The 18,724-nt window shown below is 49.0% G+C and carries 16 protein-coding genes; all 16 read left to right on the top strand.

Going from position 1 to position 18,724, the window contains the following annotated elements; translation table 11 throughout:
- The first annotated feature begins 8 nt into the window (after nt 1-8).
- The 16 genes from PGX44_RS10785 to glmS all read left to right on the top strand — a co-directional run bounded on the left by PGX44_RS10785 (nt 9) and on the right by glmS (nt 18,559).
- Nucleotides 9-770 (top strand): YdcF family protein, encoded by a 762-nt coding sequence (locus tag PGX44_RS10785; protein ID WP_498855381.1) that lies wholly within the window; start codon nt 9-11, stop codon nt 768-770.
- A gap of 167 nt (nt 771-937) precedes the next feature.
- On the top strand, nt 938-1,966 hold the full coding sequence (gap, locus tag PGX44_RS10780; protein WP_498855380.1) for a type I glyceraldehyde-3-phosphate dehydrogenase: 1,029 nt from the start codon (nt 938-940) through the stop codon (nt 1,964-1,966).
- 111 nt (nt 1,967-2,077) lie between these two features.
- Nucleotides 2,078-3,610, top strand: a complete 1,533-nt coding sequence (gene gpmI, locus PGX44_RS10775; RefSeq protein WP_498855379.1) for a 2,3-bisphosphoglycerate-independent phosphoglycerate mutase — start codon at nt 2,078-2,080, stop codon at nt 3,608-3,610.
- 229 nt (nt 3,611-3,839) lie between these two features.
- Complete coding sequence (gene gap, locus PGX44_RS10770) at nt 3,840-4,853, top strand: type I glyceraldehyde-3-phosphate dehydrogenase (protein ID WP_498855378.1); 1,014 nt, start codon at nt 3,840-3,842, stop codon at nt 4,851-4,853.
- A 41-nt stretch (nt 4,854-4,894) separates the two neighbouring features.
- On the top strand, nt 4,895-5,917 hold the full coding sequence (locus PGX44_RS10765; protein WP_498855377.1) for a sugar-binding transcriptional regulator: 1,023 nt from the start codon (nt 4,895-4,897) through the stop codon (nt 5,915-5,917).
- Nucleotides 5,918-5,941: 24 nt separating this feature from the next.
- On the top strand, nt 5,942-6,967 hold the full coding sequence (locus tag PGX44_RS10760) for a type I glyceraldehyde-3-phosphate dehydrogenase (RefSeq protein ID WP_498855376.1): 1,026 nt from the start codon (nt 5,942-5,944) through the stop codon (nt 6,965-6,967).
- A 38-nt stretch (nt 6,968-7,005) separates the two neighbouring features.
- Complete coding sequence (locus PGX44_RS10755; RefSeq protein ID WP_498855375.1) at nt 7,006-8,187, top strand: phosphoglycerate kinase; 1,182 nt, start codon at nt 7,006-7,008, stop codon at nt 8,185-8,187.
- Nucleotides 8,188-8,214: 27 nt separating this feature from the next.
- The gene (gene tpiA, locus PGX44_RS10750; RefSeq protein ID WP_498855374.1) at nt 8,215-8,976 is read left to right on the top strand and encodes a triose-phosphate isomerase; all 762 of its coding nucleotides are present in this window, start codon (nt 8,215-8,217) and stop codon (nt 8,974-8,976) included.
- Between the two features lie 299 nt (nt 8,977-9,275).
- Nucleotides 9,276-9,905, top strand: coding sequence for a DUF47 domain-containing protein (locus PGX44_RS10745; protein WP_498855373.1), 630 nt, complete (start codon nt 9,276-9,278; stop codon nt 9,903-9,905).
- Complete coding sequence (locus PGX44_RS10740) at nt 9,898-10,887, top strand: inorganic phosphate transporter (protein WP_498855372.1); 990 nt, start codon at nt 9,898-9,900, stop codon at nt 10,885-10,887. The genes PGX44_RS10745 and PGX44_RS10740 overlap by 8 nt, the downstream gene beginning before the upstream one ends.
- Nucleotides 10,888-11,032: 145 nt before the next feature.
- The gene (locus tag PGX44_RS10735) at nt 11,033-11,536 is read left to right on the top strand and encodes an RrF2 family transcriptional regulator (RefSeq protein ID WP_498855371.1); all 504 of its coding nucleotides are present in this window, start codon (nt 11,033-11,035) and stop codon (nt 11,534-11,536) included.
- A 159-nt stretch (nt 11,537-11,695) separates the two neighbouring features.
- On the top strand, nt 11,696-12,520 hold the full coding sequence (cdaA, locus tag PGX44_RS10730) for a diadenylate cyclase CdaA (protein WP_186503534.1): 825 nt from the start codon (nt 11,696-11,698) through the stop codon (nt 12,518-12,520).
- The gene (locus tag PGX44_RS10725; RefSeq protein ID WP_288200971.1) at nt 12,520-13,437 is read left to right on the top strand and encodes a CdaR family protein; all 918 of its coding nucleotides are present in this window, start codon (nt 12,520-12,522) and stop codon (nt 13,435-13,437) included. Before cdaA ends, PGX44_RS10725 begins: the two co-directional genes overlap by 1 nt.
- Nucleotides 13,438-13,450: 13 nt before the next feature.
- Nucleotides 13,451-15,058 carry an NAD(P)/FAD-dependent oxidoreductase gene (locus PGX44_RS10720; protein ID WP_498855370.1) on the top strand — a complete coding sequence of 536 codons (1,608 nt, stop codon included), beginning with the start codon at nt 13,451-13,453 and terminating at the stop codon, nt 15,056-15,058.
- Between the two features lies 1 nt (nt 15,059).
- A complete protein-coding gene (gene glmM, locus PGX44_RS10715; RefSeq protein WP_498855369.1) occupies nt 15,060-16,415 on the top strand; it encodes a phosphoglucosamine mutase in 1,356 nt (451 codons plus the stop codon).
- A 311-nt stretch (nt 16,416-16,726) separates the two neighbouring features.
- A complete protein-coding gene (gene glmS / locus PGX44_RS10710) occupies nt 16,727-18,559 on the top strand; it encodes a glutamine--fructose-6-phosphate transaminase (isomerizing) (protein WP_498855368.1) in 1,833 nt (610 codons plus the stop codon).
- Nucleotides 18,560-18,724 lie beyond the last annotated feature (165 nt).

Below are 18,724 nucleotides of genomic sequence, written 5' to 3'. Positions count from 1 at the left end.
CGGAAGCTATGCTTTTTGTCATTAAATGGCTGTATCAATGGATTCTTCCCATTGGCGGGTTCTTTACCCTGCTGGTGGGACTCTTATTTTATATGTTTCATAAGAAAGCGGCAGGCCGCTGGTGTTTGCTGTGCCTGACCATGGCTTTATATGCTTTGTCTATCGCGCCTGTGAGCCGGCTCCTCCTGCAGCCCTTAGAGCTGGCCTATGTGCAGCCCTCTGCAGCCGGGCTGCCAGGCGATGTCGTCGTACTGCTTGGCGGCGGTGCCCGTGCCGGTGTACGTGATGTTGATGGCATAGGCCAGACCGGCTCTGCCGCGGCAAACCGTCTGCTGACAGCTGTACGCGTGCAAAAGGCCAAGGAGGTACCAATCATTCTTTCAGGCGGCGCTGTATTTCCCGGTGACGCCGACGAAGCGGCTATTGAAAAGCGCGTGCTTATATCCTTAGGCGTAGCGGAAAAGGATATTTACGTGGATGAAAAAAGCCGTAACACTGCTGAAAATGCACAATACACCAGCGCCTTGTGCCGGGACCATGGCTGGCAGCATCCCGTAGTCGTTACCAGTGCCTTTCATATGCCCAGAGCCATGCGCTTTTCTGAACGAGAAGGGCTCGCGCCTATTCCCTATCCGTGTGACTACCGCTCTGATACAGAGTCTGTAGTAACGGCTTTCTCCTTTATTCCTCAGTCGTACGTCTTATATCAATCGTGCCTGGCTATAAAAGAATACGTCGGCCTGGGCGCTGCCTATGCAGGCCTGCAGTAAGGCCTTTGTATGGGAATTGTCAAAATTGGGACAAAATACGTCCATGGTATTGCAAAATTGTTCCCGATGTGACATAATAACAGTGTAAGAAAGACGCAGATGGTTTTATTCCACACGTCAGATTGTCGATGGATAAGATTGTGTACATGAGAAAAGGAGTGTCTCTTATGATTAACGTAGGGATTAATGGTTTCGGTCGTATTGGTCGTTTGGTTTTCCGGGCAGCTATGAATCGTGATGATATCAACATCGTAGGAATCAATGACCTTTGTGATGTAGATTATATGGCATACCTTTTGAAATATGATACCATGCATGGCCGTTTCGAAGGCGATGTACAGGCTGATGTAGCTGCCAGCGAATTAATCGTTAACGGCAAACACATCCGTATTACGAAAGAAAAAGATCCTGCTAATCTGAAATGGAACGAAGTAAATGCTGAATATGTTGTTGAATCGACAGGCCGTTTCCTGACGCCGGAATTGGCAGGCAAACACCTTGAAGCCGGTGCAAAATACGTTGTTATTTCGGCTCCGTCCAAAAAAGGTGCTGACGGTACGCAGGCTGATATGTTCGTTTGCGGCGTAAACAGTGATACCTATGCCGGTCAGAAGATTGTTTCCAATGCTTCTTGCACGACGAACTGCCTGGCCCCGCTGGCTAAAGTTGTCAACGATGCTTTCGGTATCGAAGAAGGCCTCATGACGACTATTCACTCCGTAACAGCTACGCAGCAGACAGTTGATGGCCCGTCCGCTAAGGATTGGCGCGGTGGCCGTGCAGCAACAGGCAACATCATTCCGTCTTCGACAGGTGCTGCTAAAGCTGTAGGTAAAGTTATTCCTGAACTGGATGGCAAACTTACAGGCATGTCTATGCGTGTACCGACGTTGGACGTATCCGTTGTTGACCTGACAGTAAACCTGAAAAAGCCGGCTACGTATGATGAAATCTGCGCAGCGATTAAGAAAGCATCCGAAGGTGAATTGAAAGGTATCCTTGGCTACACGGACGAACCGGTTGTATCCTCCGACTTCCTGGGCTGCACTTTGACTTCTATCTTTGATGCCAAAGCAGGGATTGCCTTGACCGACACCTTCGTTAAACTCGTTTCCTGGTATGATAATGAAATCGGTTATTCCAACAAAGTGTTGGATCTGATTGGAACCATGAACGCATACAACACAACACACTAATCACATATTACGAATATGCTGATGCCTGCCTCGGAGATAGGGCAGAGAAGAAGAGATCACCGAAAGGGCAGAAATAAGATTTTCTGCCCTTTTGTTTTTTAGGAGAAAAAGATGACGAAAAAAAAGACTGTAATGCTGGTTATTATGGATGGCTTTGGCTGCAGCGATGTGACGGCGAATAATGCCGTCGCCCAGGCTTCACTCAAGGTCTTGCCAAAACTCTGGCAAACCTATCCGCATTCGTATTTGGAAGCATCCGGTGAAGCGGTTGGCCTGCCACAGGGGCAAATTGGCAATTCAGAAGTAGGCCATTTAAATATCGGCGCCGGCCGTATTGTTTACCAGGCACTGACCAAGATCACCAAAGATATTGAAAGCGGCGCGTTCTTTAAGAAGGATGCTCTTGTAGGCGCTATGGAAAATACCAAACGACGCGGGACGGCTTTGCACCTCATGGGCCTCGTTTCTCCAGGTGGTGTGCACAGCAGTGAAAAACACCTCTATGGGTTACTGGAAATGGCCAAACAGTATGGCTTGCAGAAGGTATACATACACGCCTTCTTGGATGGCCGTGATGTATTGCCCCGCAGTGCTGGCGCCTACTTGCGGGCCTTGGAAGACGAATGCCGCCGCCTCGGTGTAGGCCGCATTGCCACAATCAGTGGCCGCTATTACGCTATGGATCGTGATAAACGCTGGGATCGCGTGGAAAAGGCGTATAAGGCTGTAGCCCTGGGCGAAGGAGAAACGGCTGCCGATGCCCAGACGTGCCTGAAAAACTCGTATCGTGCTGACGTATCTGATGAATTTGTTGTCCCGACCGTGCTTTGCCACCAGCCTATTGAAGACGGCGACAGTGTCGTCTTCTTCAATTTCCGTCCCGACCGGGCCCGACAGCTGACGGAAGCCTTTGTCAGCCCCGATTTTACAGGCTTTACGCGGCCACGCAAGCTGGATGTGTATTTTGCTACGATGACCCGTTACGAAGACAGCCTGCCCGTCCATGTGGTATATGATAAAGAAACAATCGTCAATACACTGGGGGAAGTGCTGAGCAAAGCGGGCAAGAAGCAGCTGCGCATTGCGGAAACGGAAAAATATGCGCACGTGACATATTTCTTTAATGGCGGCAATGAAACACCCTATGCCGGTGAAGACCGCATCCTCGTCCCGTCACCAAAGGTAGCAACCTATGATTTACAGCCGGAAATGAATGCCCCCATCGTAACGGATAAGGTTGTAGAGCAGATCCAGGCAGGTACGTACGATCTGATTGTACTTAATTTTGCCAATGCCGATATGGTAGGGCATACAGGCGTTTTTGAGGCAGCCGTGAAAGCTGTTGAAACAGTCGATACGTGTGTAGGCCGTATAGTCGACGCATTACAGGCTGTACAAGGCCAGCTACTGATCATTGCCGATCATGGCAATGCAGAACGCATGGCAGACCCGGCGACAGGGTCTCCTTATACAGCTCATACGACGAATCACGTGCCGTGCATTCTCGTGAGCCGCGAGCACCAGCACGATCATCTCCAAGATGGCGTCCTGGCCGATGTAGCACCGACACTGTTACACTTGCTGGGCATGAGCCAGCCGGCAGAAATGACTGGTAAAGATTTGCTGGTTTTGGCACGGAAATAAAAGTAACAGTATGGAATAAAAATAAATATAGTATACTAAATAAATTGCAAAAAGAACTATTATACACCATATTACAGACTTCTTACTTACAACAGCCCATACTAGAGAAAAAATAATTTACAAATTTCCCATTGTAGTATACACTATAGCTGTAGATGTTAATGAACAGGTGTAGTCTGTCCTGCCTGGGGCAGATTATACCTGGGGTATGTTGTAAGGAGGAGACATAATGACAGTAAAAGTAGGTATCAGTGGCTTTGGCAGAATCGGCCGCTGCACGCTGCGCACATCCTTGTTGCAGCCGGAAATTGAAATCGCTGCAATCAATAATCGTTCCGTAGGTCCCATCATGGCGGACTTATTGAAGTTCGATACCGTTCACGGTACGTGGGATCATGATGTATCCTATGATGAAGCCAATGATTACCTTATCATTGACGGCCGTCGTATTCCTGTTACGAACCACACGGATCCGGCTGATATTCCTTGGAATACACTGGGCGTTGATGTCGTAGTAGAATCGACGGGTAAATTCAAGGATCGCGAATCGGCCTCTAAGCATTTGGCCGGTGGCGCCAAACGGGTCATCATTACGGCACCGGGCAAGAACCCGGATGCAACGATTGTCATGGGCGTTAACGAAGAAACGTACGATCCGGACTCGCACTTTATTATTTCCAATGGCTCGTGCACGACAAACTGCCTGGCGCCGGTAGCGAAGGTATTGTCCCGGGAATTTGGCATTGTCCGAGGGATGATGACGACTGTCCACGCGTATACGAATGACCAGCTGCTCGTCGATGGTGTTCATAAGGATATGCGGCGTGCCCGGTGTGCGACGCAGTCGATTATCCCGACGTCCACAGGTGCAGCGAAGGCCGTTGCCCTGGTCTTGCCGGAATTAAAAGGGAAATTTGTGGGCATGGCCTTGCGCGTACCTACGCCGAATGTTTCCATGACCGACCTGTGTGCGGTGCTGGAGAAAAAAGTTACTGTCGAAGAAGTAAATGCAGCCTTGAAGAAGTGGGCAGAAGGCCCGTTGCAGGGAATTCTTGCCTATTCAGAAGATGCTACCGTTTCCTCTGATTACATCAGCGATCCGCACAGTTCTATTGTTGATGCGCTGGATACACAGGTAGTGGAAGGCGATATGATTAAAGTCGTTGCCTGGTATGATAATGAATGGGGCTACTCGCTCCGCGTCAACGATTTGGCGGCTTACATGGCCTCTAAAGGAGTTTGACCGTTACCGGAATCATGACAGGCAGCAGTGAGGGAGAACATATGAAGGAAAAAACTCTCGATATTTTCCGTAAAATAGCTCCGGATGTAATGGGAACTATTCGCGAAAGATATCTGTTGCTGCGTCAGATTTCGGATGCGGAACCGATAGGGAGGAGAACGCTTGCCACCTTATCGGGCTTGTCTGAACGAGTAGTACGAGCACATGTGGATGTACTCAGACGTAGTGGCTTAGTACGCTTTACGGCTATGGGCATTACGCTGGAACCGGAAGGAAAGCGGCTCATGCCGGAACTATTGGAATGCTTTCTGCGTCTCAATAATTTGGAAGATATGCAGCAACGTATTTGTACAGCGTTACAGCTGGAAGATGTGTATATCGTGCCCGGCGATTGCGATAGCGATGGGACGGCGCGGGAAGAAATGGGTCGTCAGGCAGCATTATTATTGAGTGACCTTCTGGCACCGGACCGGATTGTCGCTATCAGCGGCGGTTCTACTATGGCAGAGGTGGCCCATTGTCTGTCTGAAAGCAATGCAGGCAGTGTTGTTGTACCGGCCCGTGGCGGTATTGGCAATCACGTAGAGTTTCAGGCGAACTACATTGCTGCTAATGTGGCAGAGAAAATTCATGGAACCTATCGCATGATCCATATTCCCGATGGAATGAGTCCGTCAGCCTTGAAGCTTATGCTGCAGTCTGATGAACGGGCCCGGGAAAACGTGGCTCTGGCACAAAAAGCACACGTTGTCGTCTTTGGCATCGGCCGGGCTGACGTCATGGCTAAGCGCCGTGGCCTCAGTGCCTCGGAATCCCAGACCTTGTTCTCGAAACAGGCTTGTGGTGAATCGCTGGGGTGCTATTGTAGCCTGCCCGGCGAAATCGTCCACGTGACGAACAATGTTGGCATTTCTCTCAAAGATATCAAACAGCATCCACATGTCATTGCCGTATCAGGCGGGACAGCAAAGGCAGAAGCAATTCTTGCCGTCATGCGGGCCTGCCATACAGGTATCCTCGTTACAGATGAAGGAGCAGCAAAAAAAATCCTAACAATGCTATGATAATGAGGAAAGGGTGCATATAGTATGGTAAAAGTTGGTATAAATGGATTTGGACGAATTGGCCGTAGCTTCTTTAAGATTGCCCAGCGCTATCAGTCCGAAATCGAAATCGTGGGTATTAATGATATTGGTTCGTCTAAGCAGATGGCACACTTGCTGAAGTATGACAGCATTTATGGTACCCTGCCCAATAAGGTAACCTATGATGACAGCCATATCATCGTCGATGGCAAAGCGTATCCTCTGTTTCAGCAGCGGGACGTAAAAAATGTAGACTGGGATGGACTGGGCGCAGAAATCATTGTTGAGTCGTCCGGTAAATATGCAGGACGTCGCGAATCGAGCTCCCAGGATCGTCTGCCCCTCGGCGGCCATGTAAAAAAAGTCATCATTACAGCCCCTTCGACGATTGACGACATTACCATTGTTCTCGGCGTCAATGAAGAACAGTATGATCCGAAGAAGCACCATGTCATTTCCGGCGCTTCTATGACCACCTGCGGTCTGGCCGCCATCTTAAAGCTGATGAATGATACATACGGTGTAGAACGCGGTATGACTATGTCCGTCCATTCGTATACAACAGACCAGAAGATTCTCGACGTATCACATAAAGATTTCCGTCGTGCCCGCGCTGCCGGCATGTCGATTATTCCGACGACGACCGGGGCTGCAGAAGCCATTACGAAAGTATTACCGGCTGTAGAAGGAAAATTGAGCTGCCACGCTGTCCGGGTACCGACGCCGGACGTATCGATTATCGATATTGTCCTCGAATTGGAAAAGAAAGATATTACCCTTGACGATTTGAACAGTACCTTCAAAAAAGCAGCTGCCTGGAAGTACAGAGGCATTATCGATACGAACGATGATGAACTCGTATCGGTTGACTTCCGGGGCAATGAAAATACGACGACCATTGATTTGCCTTTGAACATGGTCCTTGATGAAGGTATGGTTAAAATCGTGGCTTGGTACGACAACGAATGGGGCTATGCCCGCCGTGTCATTGAACTCGTGAAGTACCTGGCTTCTCAAGGCTTACATTGATAAACAGCGCCACCTAGGCGTATTGAGGAGGTTTTCTTATGAAAAAAGTCATTACCGATGTAACGGTAGATCACAAAAAGGTGTTTGTACGTGCAGATTTCAATGTGCCTCTTGATGAAAACGGCCACATTACGGATGATACGCGTATCCAAAAGACCTTGCCGACGATTCGCTATTTACTGGATCATCATGCTGCCGTTATTCTCGCCAGCCATTTAGGCCGGCCAAAAGGAAAAGTAGTTCCGGCGTATTCATTGAAACCGGTCGCTGCCCGCCTTACGGAATTATTGGGGCAGCCCGTACAGATGGCTCCTGACTGCGTAGGCGCAGAAACGGAAAAAATGGCTGCCGGCCTTAAAGACGGTGATGTACTGCTCTTGGAAAACCTCCGTTTCCATGCAGAAGAAGAAAAAAATGATCCTGAATTTTCCCGCCAGCTCGCTTCTTTGGCTGATGTAGGTATCGATGATGCCTTTGGCTGCTGCCACCGTGCCCATGCTTCGGTTGCGGGCATTGCCGAATACTTGCCGTTGGCTGCCGGTTTCTTACTGGAAAAAGAAATCCGTTTCCTCGGTGACGCCGTAGAAAATCCGGCGCATCCCTTTGCGGCCATCATCGGCGGGGCAAAAGTTTCCGATAAGATCGAAGTTATTTCCAACCTCCTGCCGAAAGTCGATGTCATGATCATCGGCGGTGGTATGGCCAATACCTTCCTGGCTGCCCAGAACCATGGCATTGGCAAATCCCTGGTGGAAGCCGATAAAATAGATTTGGCCCGCCAGCTCATCGGCCAGGCGGCTGACCAGGGCAAGAAACTGCTTCTGCCTATTGACGTACGCGTAGCCGCTGCTTTTGATAATGACGCCGAAAATAAGGTCGTTGATGTCGATCAGGTACCGGACGATTGGATGATCCTCGATATTGGTCCTAAGAGCGCAGAACTCTTTGCTAAAGAATTGGCAGCTATGAAGCTTATCGTTTGGAATGGTCCTATGGGCGTGTTTGAAATGGAAAACTTCGCCAAAGGGACAGAAGCCGTAGCTCATGCCGTCGCTGCTTCGGCAGCCGTTTCGATTGTCGGTGGCGGTGATTCTGTCGCAGCCGTCAATAAGACGGGGGTGGCCGATTCTATCAGCCATATTTCTACTGGCGGCGGTGCATCCCTGGAATATTTAGAAGGTAAAAAATTACCGGGCATCGAATCGCTCAGTGATAAATAAGAAGAACCCAGAGGAGGAGTCTGAAAGATGAGAAAAACCATAATTGCAGGAAACTGGAAAATGAACCACACCGGCAAGGATATGCGCGAAACGATTACCGCCCTTGCCCAGAGCCTGACGGCAGAGGTTAAAGCCGAAATCGTCGTCGCACCGGTATTTCCGTATTTGGCAGAAGCCGTAACCCTTGCTAAAGGAACACCGATCCACATTGCTGCTCAGAACATGCACTGGCTTGATAACGGGGCTTATACGGGTGAAGTAGCACCGGCCATGCTCGTCGACATCGGGGTAACACATGTCATTATCGGTCACTCCGAACGGCGCGAATACAACAATGAAACGGACGAAACAGTCCGTCTCAAGGTAAAATCTGCCCTAGATCACGGCCTAACCCCTATCCTTTGCTGCGGCGAAACGCTGGAACAGCGCGATGCTGGCATTATGCAGTCCTGGGTTGAAGGTCAGATTGAAAAAGCCTTGGCAGGTCTTACGGCAGAGGAAATGCGGCACGTCGTCATTGCTTATGAACCAATCTGGGCCATTGGCACAGGCCGCACGGCTACGGCAGCTCAGGCCGAAGAAGTATGCGCCATTATCCGGCATAAGCTTGCAGCCCTCTATGATGCGGCAACGGCTGATGCCGTATCCATCCTCTATGGTGGCAGCGTCAAAGGCAAGAACGTAGCTGAACTTACGGCTTCCCCTGATATCGATGGCGGTCTCGTCGGTGGTGCCAGCCTGAAGGCACCGGATTTCCTGGAAATCATTCAAAACGCCGTCGTCAAATAAAAAAGTTGCGTACAACGTATAAGTAATGATAGTAAACAATAAAGAGAATAGCCCGTATGCTTTAAAATATTAAAGCATACGGGCTGTTATTTCTTTTATCATAGATAAAAGAATAAGCTTAAAATAAAAATATAATGCTGTGTCAGCAGAAATAAAATTGGTTCAATTATATAGAATATTAATAGGCCCTATGATATAATTTACGTTAGGCCATTGTAAAGATTCTGTTACTTTTATGTAATGGATATGTAAAATGTGAGGCCCGTAGATATTTACGTATGTAAGGAGATTGGATTATCATGGCATTTCACTTGAAGCCCAAGGAAGAAAAGTTCTTTTCGTTACTTGACGAACATGCGAGCCTCAGCTTCGAAGCCGCAGACCTGCTGAAACAGGCAATGAATCGGGAAATTCCTACGGAAGAAGCAATGAATAAGATTTTTGATTTAAAAGAAAAAGCGAATGCTTTGGTTATCGAAACGATGAAGCGTCTGCAAAAGACCTTTATTACCCCTATGGACCGGGAAGATATTCAGCAGCTGATTGACCAGCTGGACGCTACGGTCGATAGCATTAACGATATTATGGATAAGATGTGGATGTATAAGGTAGGCGAGGCAACAGAAGGTACGAAACAAATGACCATCATTACCGCTAAGGCCATGAAAGAAATCCGCAAATCTATTGGTTACATGAAAGACCTGAAAAAAAATTACCTGAAAGTGGAAGCGCGCAGCAAAAAAGTGCTGAAGCTGGAACAGGAATGCGATGATTTGTATCACGAAGAAATGGCAAAGCTCTTTGCAGAATGCAAGGATCCTATTGAAATTATAAAATGGAAGGAAATACTCCAGTCTGTCGAAGACGTTACAGACGATTGCGAAGACCTGGTGGTTACCTTCAGAAGGGTCGTATTGAAGTATGCCTGAGCATTGGTTAATATGGGCAGTCGTGTTGCTGGCCGTCCTGTTTGATTATGTCAATGGTTTCCATGACACGGCCAATGCTATTGCCACCAGCGTTTCTACGCGGGCCATTTCACCGCGTAAGGCCATTATCATGGCGGCGACGCTGAATTTTGCCGGTGCCATGATTAGTACCGGCGTTGCCAAGACCATTGGTGGCGACCTGGTCCTGAACCCGTCGCAGATCAACCTGGAGGTTATTGTAGCGGCATTGATCGGCTCTATTATTTGGAATATTACAACCTGGTATTACCGTATCCCCAGCAGTTCGTCCCACTCCCTCGTAGGCGGCGTTATTGGTGCCGTATCGATCAGCGTTGGGCCGGCTGCTCTCGATGCCTACGGTATTGGTAAAATTGTTCTCTCGTTAATTCTTTCGCCAATCGTAGCCCTGGCTACAGGGTACTTTGTCATGATTGGCCTGCTTTGGATTTTCCGCAATTTTTCTCCCCTCTATCTGAACCGCCGTTTTCGAAAAATGCAGCTCATCTCGGCCAGCTTGATGGCCTTTTCCCACGGCTCCAATGATGCGCAGAAGGCCATGGGGATTATCGCTTTGGCACTGCTCTCCGGGGATTACATTGATACGATGGAAATTCCTATTTGGGTTAAGATCGCCTGCGCCACGTCTATGGCACTTGGCACATCTGCCGGCGGCTGGCGGATCATTTCAACGATGGGGTCTAAAATTTTTAAAATGGAATCCATCAATGGGTTTGCTGCCGATCTTAATTCGTCTATCGTCATTTTCACGGCAACGTTCCTGCATCTGCCGGTCAGTACGACGCACGTCGTATCCGGCTCGATTATGGGGATTGGTTCTGCCGAACGCGTACGGGCTGTACATTGGGGCGTAGCACGCAGCATGCTCGTAGCCTGGGTGATTACGATTCCTATCAGCGCCGCTATGGCAGCTGTCATATATTTGATTATAAATGCCCTGTAAGAGGGCCTTTCGATACTGTCCGGCTTGCCGGGCAGTATCTTTTTTTTGAAAAAACTATACGAATTTAGTAAATTATTGTATAATCAATGGTGAACTAGTGTATTGCCCCGATTTTCCGGCAGTATTTCCTAAGGAGGTTAGGCAAATGAGATTAAATCAGGCTACGGATTATGCATTCCGCATGGTACTGTATTTGGCTTCGTTACCGGCAGGCACTAAGATGACCGGCGCAGCCTTGGCGGAAAAGCAGAATATTCCCGAACGCTTTCTTTTAAAAATTATGCGCAGTTTGACTGCTGCTCACATTATGAAATCGTACCGCGGTGTAGAAGGCGGCTTTGCCTTGCAGCGTGAACCTAAAGATATTACCCTGTTCGATGTGATTGAAGCCGTAGAAGGACAGACAGAATTGCAACGCTGCCTGCACGATATGGGCTCGTGCTCTAAGGGCTGCAGCGGCATGTGTTCCATTTATGCAGCGTTTGTCGGTATTCAGCGTAATTTGGCTGAACAGCTGCAATCCTTTAATTTTGAGGATTTGGCAAAACAGGAAAGAGACATGAAAGATGCTGAAGCCGCTGCCACAAAGGCAATGGCGCAAAAAGATTGTGCAGCCGGCGTATCAGAAACGGATACGTGTGAGGCATAAAAGGGAGCCGCAAGGCTCCTTTTTTTTGCCTGCCCTAAGGCTGATTCCAGGGGAAACGGTGCCTTTCCCTTTTCATGCGGCCTGAAATATTGTAAAATAAACGTATTGCATTTGCAATGTCGTGCAGAGATTACGCTTTTTTTCAGGGAGTCGAATGATATGGATTTTCCAATTCAAGGATTTATCAGCAGCTTTCGCTTGCTTGACGTAGTTGATATTTTACTCGTCGCCTTTTTCTTATATAAGCTACTCATATTAATTCGCAATACAAGGGCTGTGGCACTGATCAAGGGGTTAATCTTCTTAGGGGCCGTAACCCTCATCAGCAGCAGCCGGTTCCTGAACTTGCATGTCATCAACTGGATGCTGCAGCAAGGCATGATGGTCATCATGGTCGCACTGCCGGTTGTCTTTCAGCCGGAATTGCGGCGGGCCTTGGAACAGATTGGCCGGGGCCGTCTGTTCCGTTCAGGCCAGGTCATCGATATGGAAGAGCTGGACCGCCTGCTCGATGAAATCGTCGCGATCACAGAGTCCTTATCCAAAACCCATACAGGCGCACTCATCGTTTTTGAACGGGAAGTTGGCCTTAATGACTACATCGATACGGGGATTCAAATCGATGGCATCGTGTCACGGGAGCTCTTGGGTAATATTTTTATTCCCAATACGCCGTTGCACGATGGGGCCGTCATAATCCGGCAAAACCGGATCATGGCAGCCGGTTGTCTGCTGCCACTGACGAGCGACCGGTCCCTGTCGACAGAGCTGGGGACGCGCCATCGTGCGGCCATTGGTATCAGTGAAATGGCCGATGCCGTCGTCGTTGTTGTCAGTGAAGAAACAGGATCTATTTCCTACACCTATGGGGGACATATTTATCGCCGTCTTGATGGGCCGACCTTGCGTAACGTATTGACTACCTTTTTGAAGCAGCAGCCTCAGGGGCTGGCGAATATCCTGAAATGGAGGCCGTCTAAATAATGATCAAACTCAATCAAAAGTGGCAGCTGCGTATTATTTGCCTGCTCCTGGCCATTGTCCTGTGGTTTGTCATTATCAACGAGCAGAACCCTACCAGTGAAGGCAGTTTTACCGTTCCTGTTACAGTAGAAAATTTAAATTCCCAATACGTAGCGACTAACGTACCTAAAAGTATTTATGTCCGTCTTTCCGGGCCGCGCAATACGATCATCAATATGGGTGCTTCTGATATTAAAGCCTATGTAGATTTGGCTAATGCCCAGGAAGGGGAAATGGAAGTTCCCATTCAGGTTACCATTCCTAAAGGGACGGAGCTGAAAAAGCAGACACTTACATCGGCCAAGATTTATGTCGATCTGTATGCAGTTCAGGAAATTCCGCTGACGCCTCACTTGGCAGGCAAACTGCCGGATAATATTTCCATCAGCAGTTTGAAGATGACGCCTGATAAGGTCGTTGTCAGCGGTGCCCGCCGCCTGATTAAGAAAGTTGACCGGGCCATCATCGATATTCCGATTAACAATAATGATCAGGATTTCTCCGTCATGGCACCTATTCATTTGGTAGCTGCCGATGGTACGCCTGTAGAAGGACTGGAAATGACTCCGTGGCAGAGTAAGGTCAACGTGACACTTATGGCTAATGCCGTGTCCAAACGGGTGCCTGTCTTTGTAACGACACATGGCACGCCGGGCAGCGGCCTCGTTGTCAAACGGGTGGCTGCTATTCCTGATACTGTAGAAGTACGGGGCCGGGCTGATATTGTAGGTACCATTTCCGGTATCAATTTGGCGCCGGTCAACGTAGAAGGTATTACCCGTTCGCAGGAATGGGAATTGTCCGCACCTGCCATAGACGGGGCATTCTTCTCGCCCGATACGATTAAAGTGTCTGTCGAAGTAGGAGATCCACAATAAAGGAGAGGTTTAATTGCTCAGAGTATTAAATATACGGACTGCTGTACCGATGACGAAACCTTTAGAACAGGTAGTAGCAAAGAAGTTGCATTGCCGGCAGCAGGAAATTAAAGAACTCGTCATCGTACGCCGTTCCATCGATGCGCGGCGTAAGCCCCATATCTATTTCGTCTTTACTGTCGATGTCAAGCTGACTGATGAAAATAAGGTTTGGCCGTATTGCCAGGGGAATAAGGATGTACGGCGCCTGGAAGAAAAGACCTGGCCGCCTATTCAGACCGGTACAAAGCTGCTGGCCCACCGGCCTGTCGTCGTCGGTACGGGGCCTTCTGGTCTGGCCGCTGCGCTGGAATTGGCCCGGCATGGCTATCAGCCGGTTGTCTATGAACGGGGCTGTGATGTTGATACGCGTGCGGCTCATGTAGAAGAGTTTTGGCAAACAGGTCATTTCCGTCCTGAATCGAATGTACAATTTGGTGAAGGTGGTGCCGGTACCTTTTCAGACGGAAAGCTGACGACCCGCGTGAATCACCCCTTGCTGCCACGCATTTTACAGGCTTTTGTCGATGCCGGGGCGCCGGAAGAAATCCGCTATGCCTATAATCCGCACGTCGGTACAGATGTATTGCGCCGGGTCGTACGCAATATGCGACAGACCATAGAAAAGCTGGGCGGCACCATTCACTTTAACAGTTGTGTAACCGGTATTACCAGAGCGGCTGACGGGCATGTTACAGCCGTGACCATTAATGGAACGGAAACGGTAGAAACGGATGTGGTCATTATGGGCATTGGCCATAGTGCGCGGGATACCTATTATATGCTGTACGATCAGGGGGTTACGCTGGAACGCAAGGACTTTGCTGTGGGCGTGCGTATTGAACATGATCAGGATGTTATTGACCGTTCCCAGTACGGCTGTTCCGCTGCCGACCTGGGCCTTGATGCGGCTGATTATTCCCTTGTCTATCACGATAAGGCCAGCGGCCGTTCGTGCTATTCCTTTTGTATGTGCCCTGGCGGCGTCGTCGTGGCGGCTGCTTCAGAAGCAGGAGGTGTCGTAACCAACGGCATGAGCCTGTACAAACGGGACAGTGGTATTGCCAACAGTGCTCTCGTCGTCAATGTGACGGCCGACGACGTCGGCGGTGATTCCCCTCTGGCCGGAATCGAGTTTCAAAGGAAGTATGAACGGCTGGCATATAAAGCCGGCAGCGGTACCTATAAGGCACCGGCAGAAACAGTAGGCCATTTTTTGGGACGTCCTGAGCCTGGCCGGCTGCCGCAGCTTACGTCGTACCGGCCGGGCGTCGTCTGGACCGACTTACGTACGGTCCTGCCGTCTTTCGTGACGGATACACTGGCAGAGGCCTTGCCTTATTTTGGCCGTCGTATTCATGGCTTTGACGATAATAATGCCGTTATGACTGGCGTAGAAACGCGGACCAGCGCGCCTGTACGCATTGTCCGCGGCGAAGATCGTGCTGCTGTACAGGCGGCCGGTCTGTATCCTGTAGGCGAAGGCGCCGGGTATGCCGGTGGCATTATGAGTGCCTTTCTCGATGGCCTGGAAACGGCCTTGGCAATTATTACTATATATCAACCGTTGGAGGAGAAGTAAAATGGCAAGATTGTTTGGAACTGATGGAGTACGAGGAATTGCAAATGATACGCTTACACCAGAGCTGACGTATCACCTGGGCCGGGCTGCGGCGTATGTGCTGGGCCGGGACAAAGAACATCCGACATTTCTCATTGGACGGGATACCCGTCTTTCCGGCACAATGCTGGAAAGCATTCTCGCAGCAGGGATTACTTCTGCCGGCGGTCGTTGTTATATGGTAGGCGTCATTCCGACGCCGGCCATTGCTTACTTGACGCGGACGCACCATATGGATGCAGGCGTCATGATTTCGGCATCGCATAATCCGTTTGAGTATAATGGCATTAAGTTTTTTGATCAGTATGGCTATAAACTGCCAGATGAAACTGAAGACCGGATTGAGGAATATATGCTCAAAGATGAACGGGCAGGTATTCAGAGCCGTCCTGTAGGTGCTGATATCGGCACTATTTCTAACTGGACAAATTTGCAGGAAGAATATGAAGAATTCATCCTTAACTCGACCGATGTCGATTTGAGTGGAATTAAAGTCGTTCATGATGCGGCCAATGGGTCTGCTTCTGAATTAGGTCCGGATATTTTGCGTCGCCTCGGTGCGGAAGTCATTGCTATTCACCATGAACCAAACGGTGTCAATATTAATGATCACTGTGGCTCTACCCATCTGGAAAGTCTGAAAGAAGCGGTTCTTCAATATGGTGCCAATCTGGGCATTGCCAACGATGGCGATGCCGACCGCTGCCTGGCTGTCGATGAAAAAGGCCAGGAAATCGATGGCGACCAGATTATGCTTCTTTGCGCCTTGAAACTGAAAGAAGAAGGCCGGCTCAAACAGGATACAGTCGTCGGTACGGTCATGAGCAATATCGGTTTCCATAAGGCCCTGAAGAAGATGGGCTGTCAGAGTGTAATCACAGCTGTAGGTGACCGCTATGTTCTCGAACGGATGCGTAAGGACGGGTATAGCCTGGGCGGCGAACAGTCCGGACATATTATTTTCCTCGATTATAATACGACGGGCGACGGCTTATTGACAGCTGTTCAGCTCCTTTCTATTTTAAAGACGCGCCAGCAGCCTCTGTCTGAATTAGCCGGCCTCATGACCCGCTATCCGCAGATCTTGAAAAATGTTACGGTTCAGACTAAGTCGGGGTGGGAAGAAAACAGTCTGATCATGGCTTCTATTGCTGCCGGGGAAGAAGAACTGGGGGATGAAGGCCGTATTCTCGTTCGTCCTTCCGGCACAGAACCGCTTATTCGCGTTATGGCTGAAGGGCCCGATCTCGAACAGCTGCAGCATATTGTCGACGATATTGCCCTCGTTGTGGAACACGAAATGGGCCCTTCTGTCTGAACGGGTTTTGAGAGCAAGTATTGACCAGATTCGATGAATATAATAAAATAGGGAGATGGAGCGCAGGGCTCCATCTCCTTGTTTTTTTGTTTGGAAATCCGTTCGTAAATGGATAGCGCTAGTACCTGCGTGAGGAACAGGTAGACGAGGTAGAGAAGAATCGAACATTCAGCGGATGTCTCTCGGCAGCTCCGGCCGTTACGTGGCGGCAAAGAATACTGGTAACAGTGTGGACAAAAACGTCACATGGGGCAACGGGGAGATATGCGCCTTTTTGGCGTATTGCCCCCAGATCATAGGAGGATATATATATGTGTGGTATTGTTGGATATGTAGGTGATCGTCAGGCTGCTGATTTCCTGTTGGAAGGCTTGGCAAAACTCGAATACAGAGGCTATGACTCGGCAGGTATTGCCGTGTATCATGATGGCGCCCTTGATGTACAGAAAAAAATGGGCCGCCTGGTTAACCTGCGTCAGGCTGTAGAAGCTGATAGAGGCATTACGGGTCACATCGGTATTGGTCATACCCGCTGGGCAACTCACGGCGGTCCGTCGGATCTGAATGCCCATCCCCATTTGAGCGAGCATGGTGATTTTGCCATTGTACACAATGGGATTATCGAAAACTATATGCCATTGAAGGAAGAATTACTGGCAAAGGGTTATCATTTTAAATCGGAAACGGACTCGGAAGTTGTCGCACATCTTTGTGAAGATATGTATGACGGCGATTTTGCCAGCACGGTCCGCAAGGTATTAAAACGTTTGCGCGGTTCCTATTCCTTGGTATTCATGACGGTGCATCAGCCGGATACCATTATTTGCTGCAAAAAGGATAACCCGCTCATCGTTGGTCTTGGCGAAGGCGAAAATTACATCGCATCGGATATCCCAGCTATTTTAGGCTACACGCGTAAGACGTATATTATGAACGACGGCGAAATGGCAATCGTAAAGAAAGACAATGTCTGGGTAACTGACCTTGAAGGCAACCCCATTTCGAAGAAAGTATTCCTGGTGAATTGGGATGCCGAAGCAGCCGAAAAAGGCGGCTTCGATCACTTCATGATCAAAGAAATTTTCGAACAGCCAAAGGCTATTCGTGACACTATGAGCTGCCGTATTACGGAAGATGGCAAGGCTGTTCATTTTGATGAATTGAACTGGTCTCCGGAAGATGTTAAATCCATCGGTAAAATTATGATCACTGCCTGCGGCACAGCATACCATGCAGGTCTTTTAGCCAAGTATTTCATTGAAAAACTGGCCCATATTCCTGTAGAAGTCGATATTGCCTCGGAATATCGTTACCGCGATCCCTTGACGGATAATAAGACGCTTTGCATTATTATTAGCCAGTCCGGCGAAACTATCGATACGCTGGCCGCACTGAAAGAAGCCAAACGCCGCGGCGCCCGTTCCTTGGCAATTACCAACGTCGTCGGTTCTTCTATTTCCCGCGAAGCTGATCAGGTCGTCTATACGTGGGCCGGCCCGGAAATTGCCGTGGCCTCGACTAAAGCATATACGACACAGCTCGTTGCTTTGCTGCTCCTGGCACTTTACATGGGTCGTCTCAATGGTAACCTGCCGGCAGAAAAGGAAGAACAGATTTTAGCTGATCTGCAGCGCGTACCTGATCAATGCCAGGCTATTTTCAAACATGCTGATTTCATCAAGGGCTTGGCCGAATCCTTTAAGGATAAGAAGGATGTCTTTTTCATTGGCCGTTCTATGGACTACGGTTTGGCTATGGAAGGCGCCCTGAAGCTGAAGGAAATTTCCTATATTCACGCTGAAGCCTACGCCGGTGGCGAATTGAAACATGGTACACTGGCTTTGATTATCGATGGCGTTCCGGTCATTGCCTTGGCAACACAGCGCGACGTGGAAGAAAAGATGATCAGCAATATTAAAGAAGTAAAAGCCCGTAATGCCGAAGTTGTCGGCGTCGTACAGGACGACGATACGGAAGTTGCAAAGACGGTGGACCATATTATTACGATCCCGAAATCGGATAATTTTGTCATGCCCATCATGACAGTTATTCCTTTGCAGCTCCTGGCTTACTATACGGCCATTGCTCGCGGTAATGACGTTGATAAGCCCCGTAACCTGGCTAAGAGCGTTACTGTAGAATAAGAAACCAGGCAAGAGCAGGAGGAGTATTTCTCCTGCTCTTTTTACGTGTTTTTTACTTTTTCATAAAACGGTATTGACACCAGTGTGTTTTTGTACTATAATAAATAAGCTGTTGAACGAGAGGGAAACGAAATGAAACGTTTCAGTCTTTCTCTTTCAAAAGTT

This window comes from Caecibacter sp. AF58-12pH5A, from assembly GCF_027681725.1.
Lineage (GTDB): Bacteria > Bacillota > Negativicutes > Veillonellales > Megasphaeraceae > Megasphaera > Megasphaera hominis.
The sequence above is the reverse complement of the archived record's forward strand: the minus strand, read 5'-3'. Positions and strand labels throughout refer to the sequence as shown.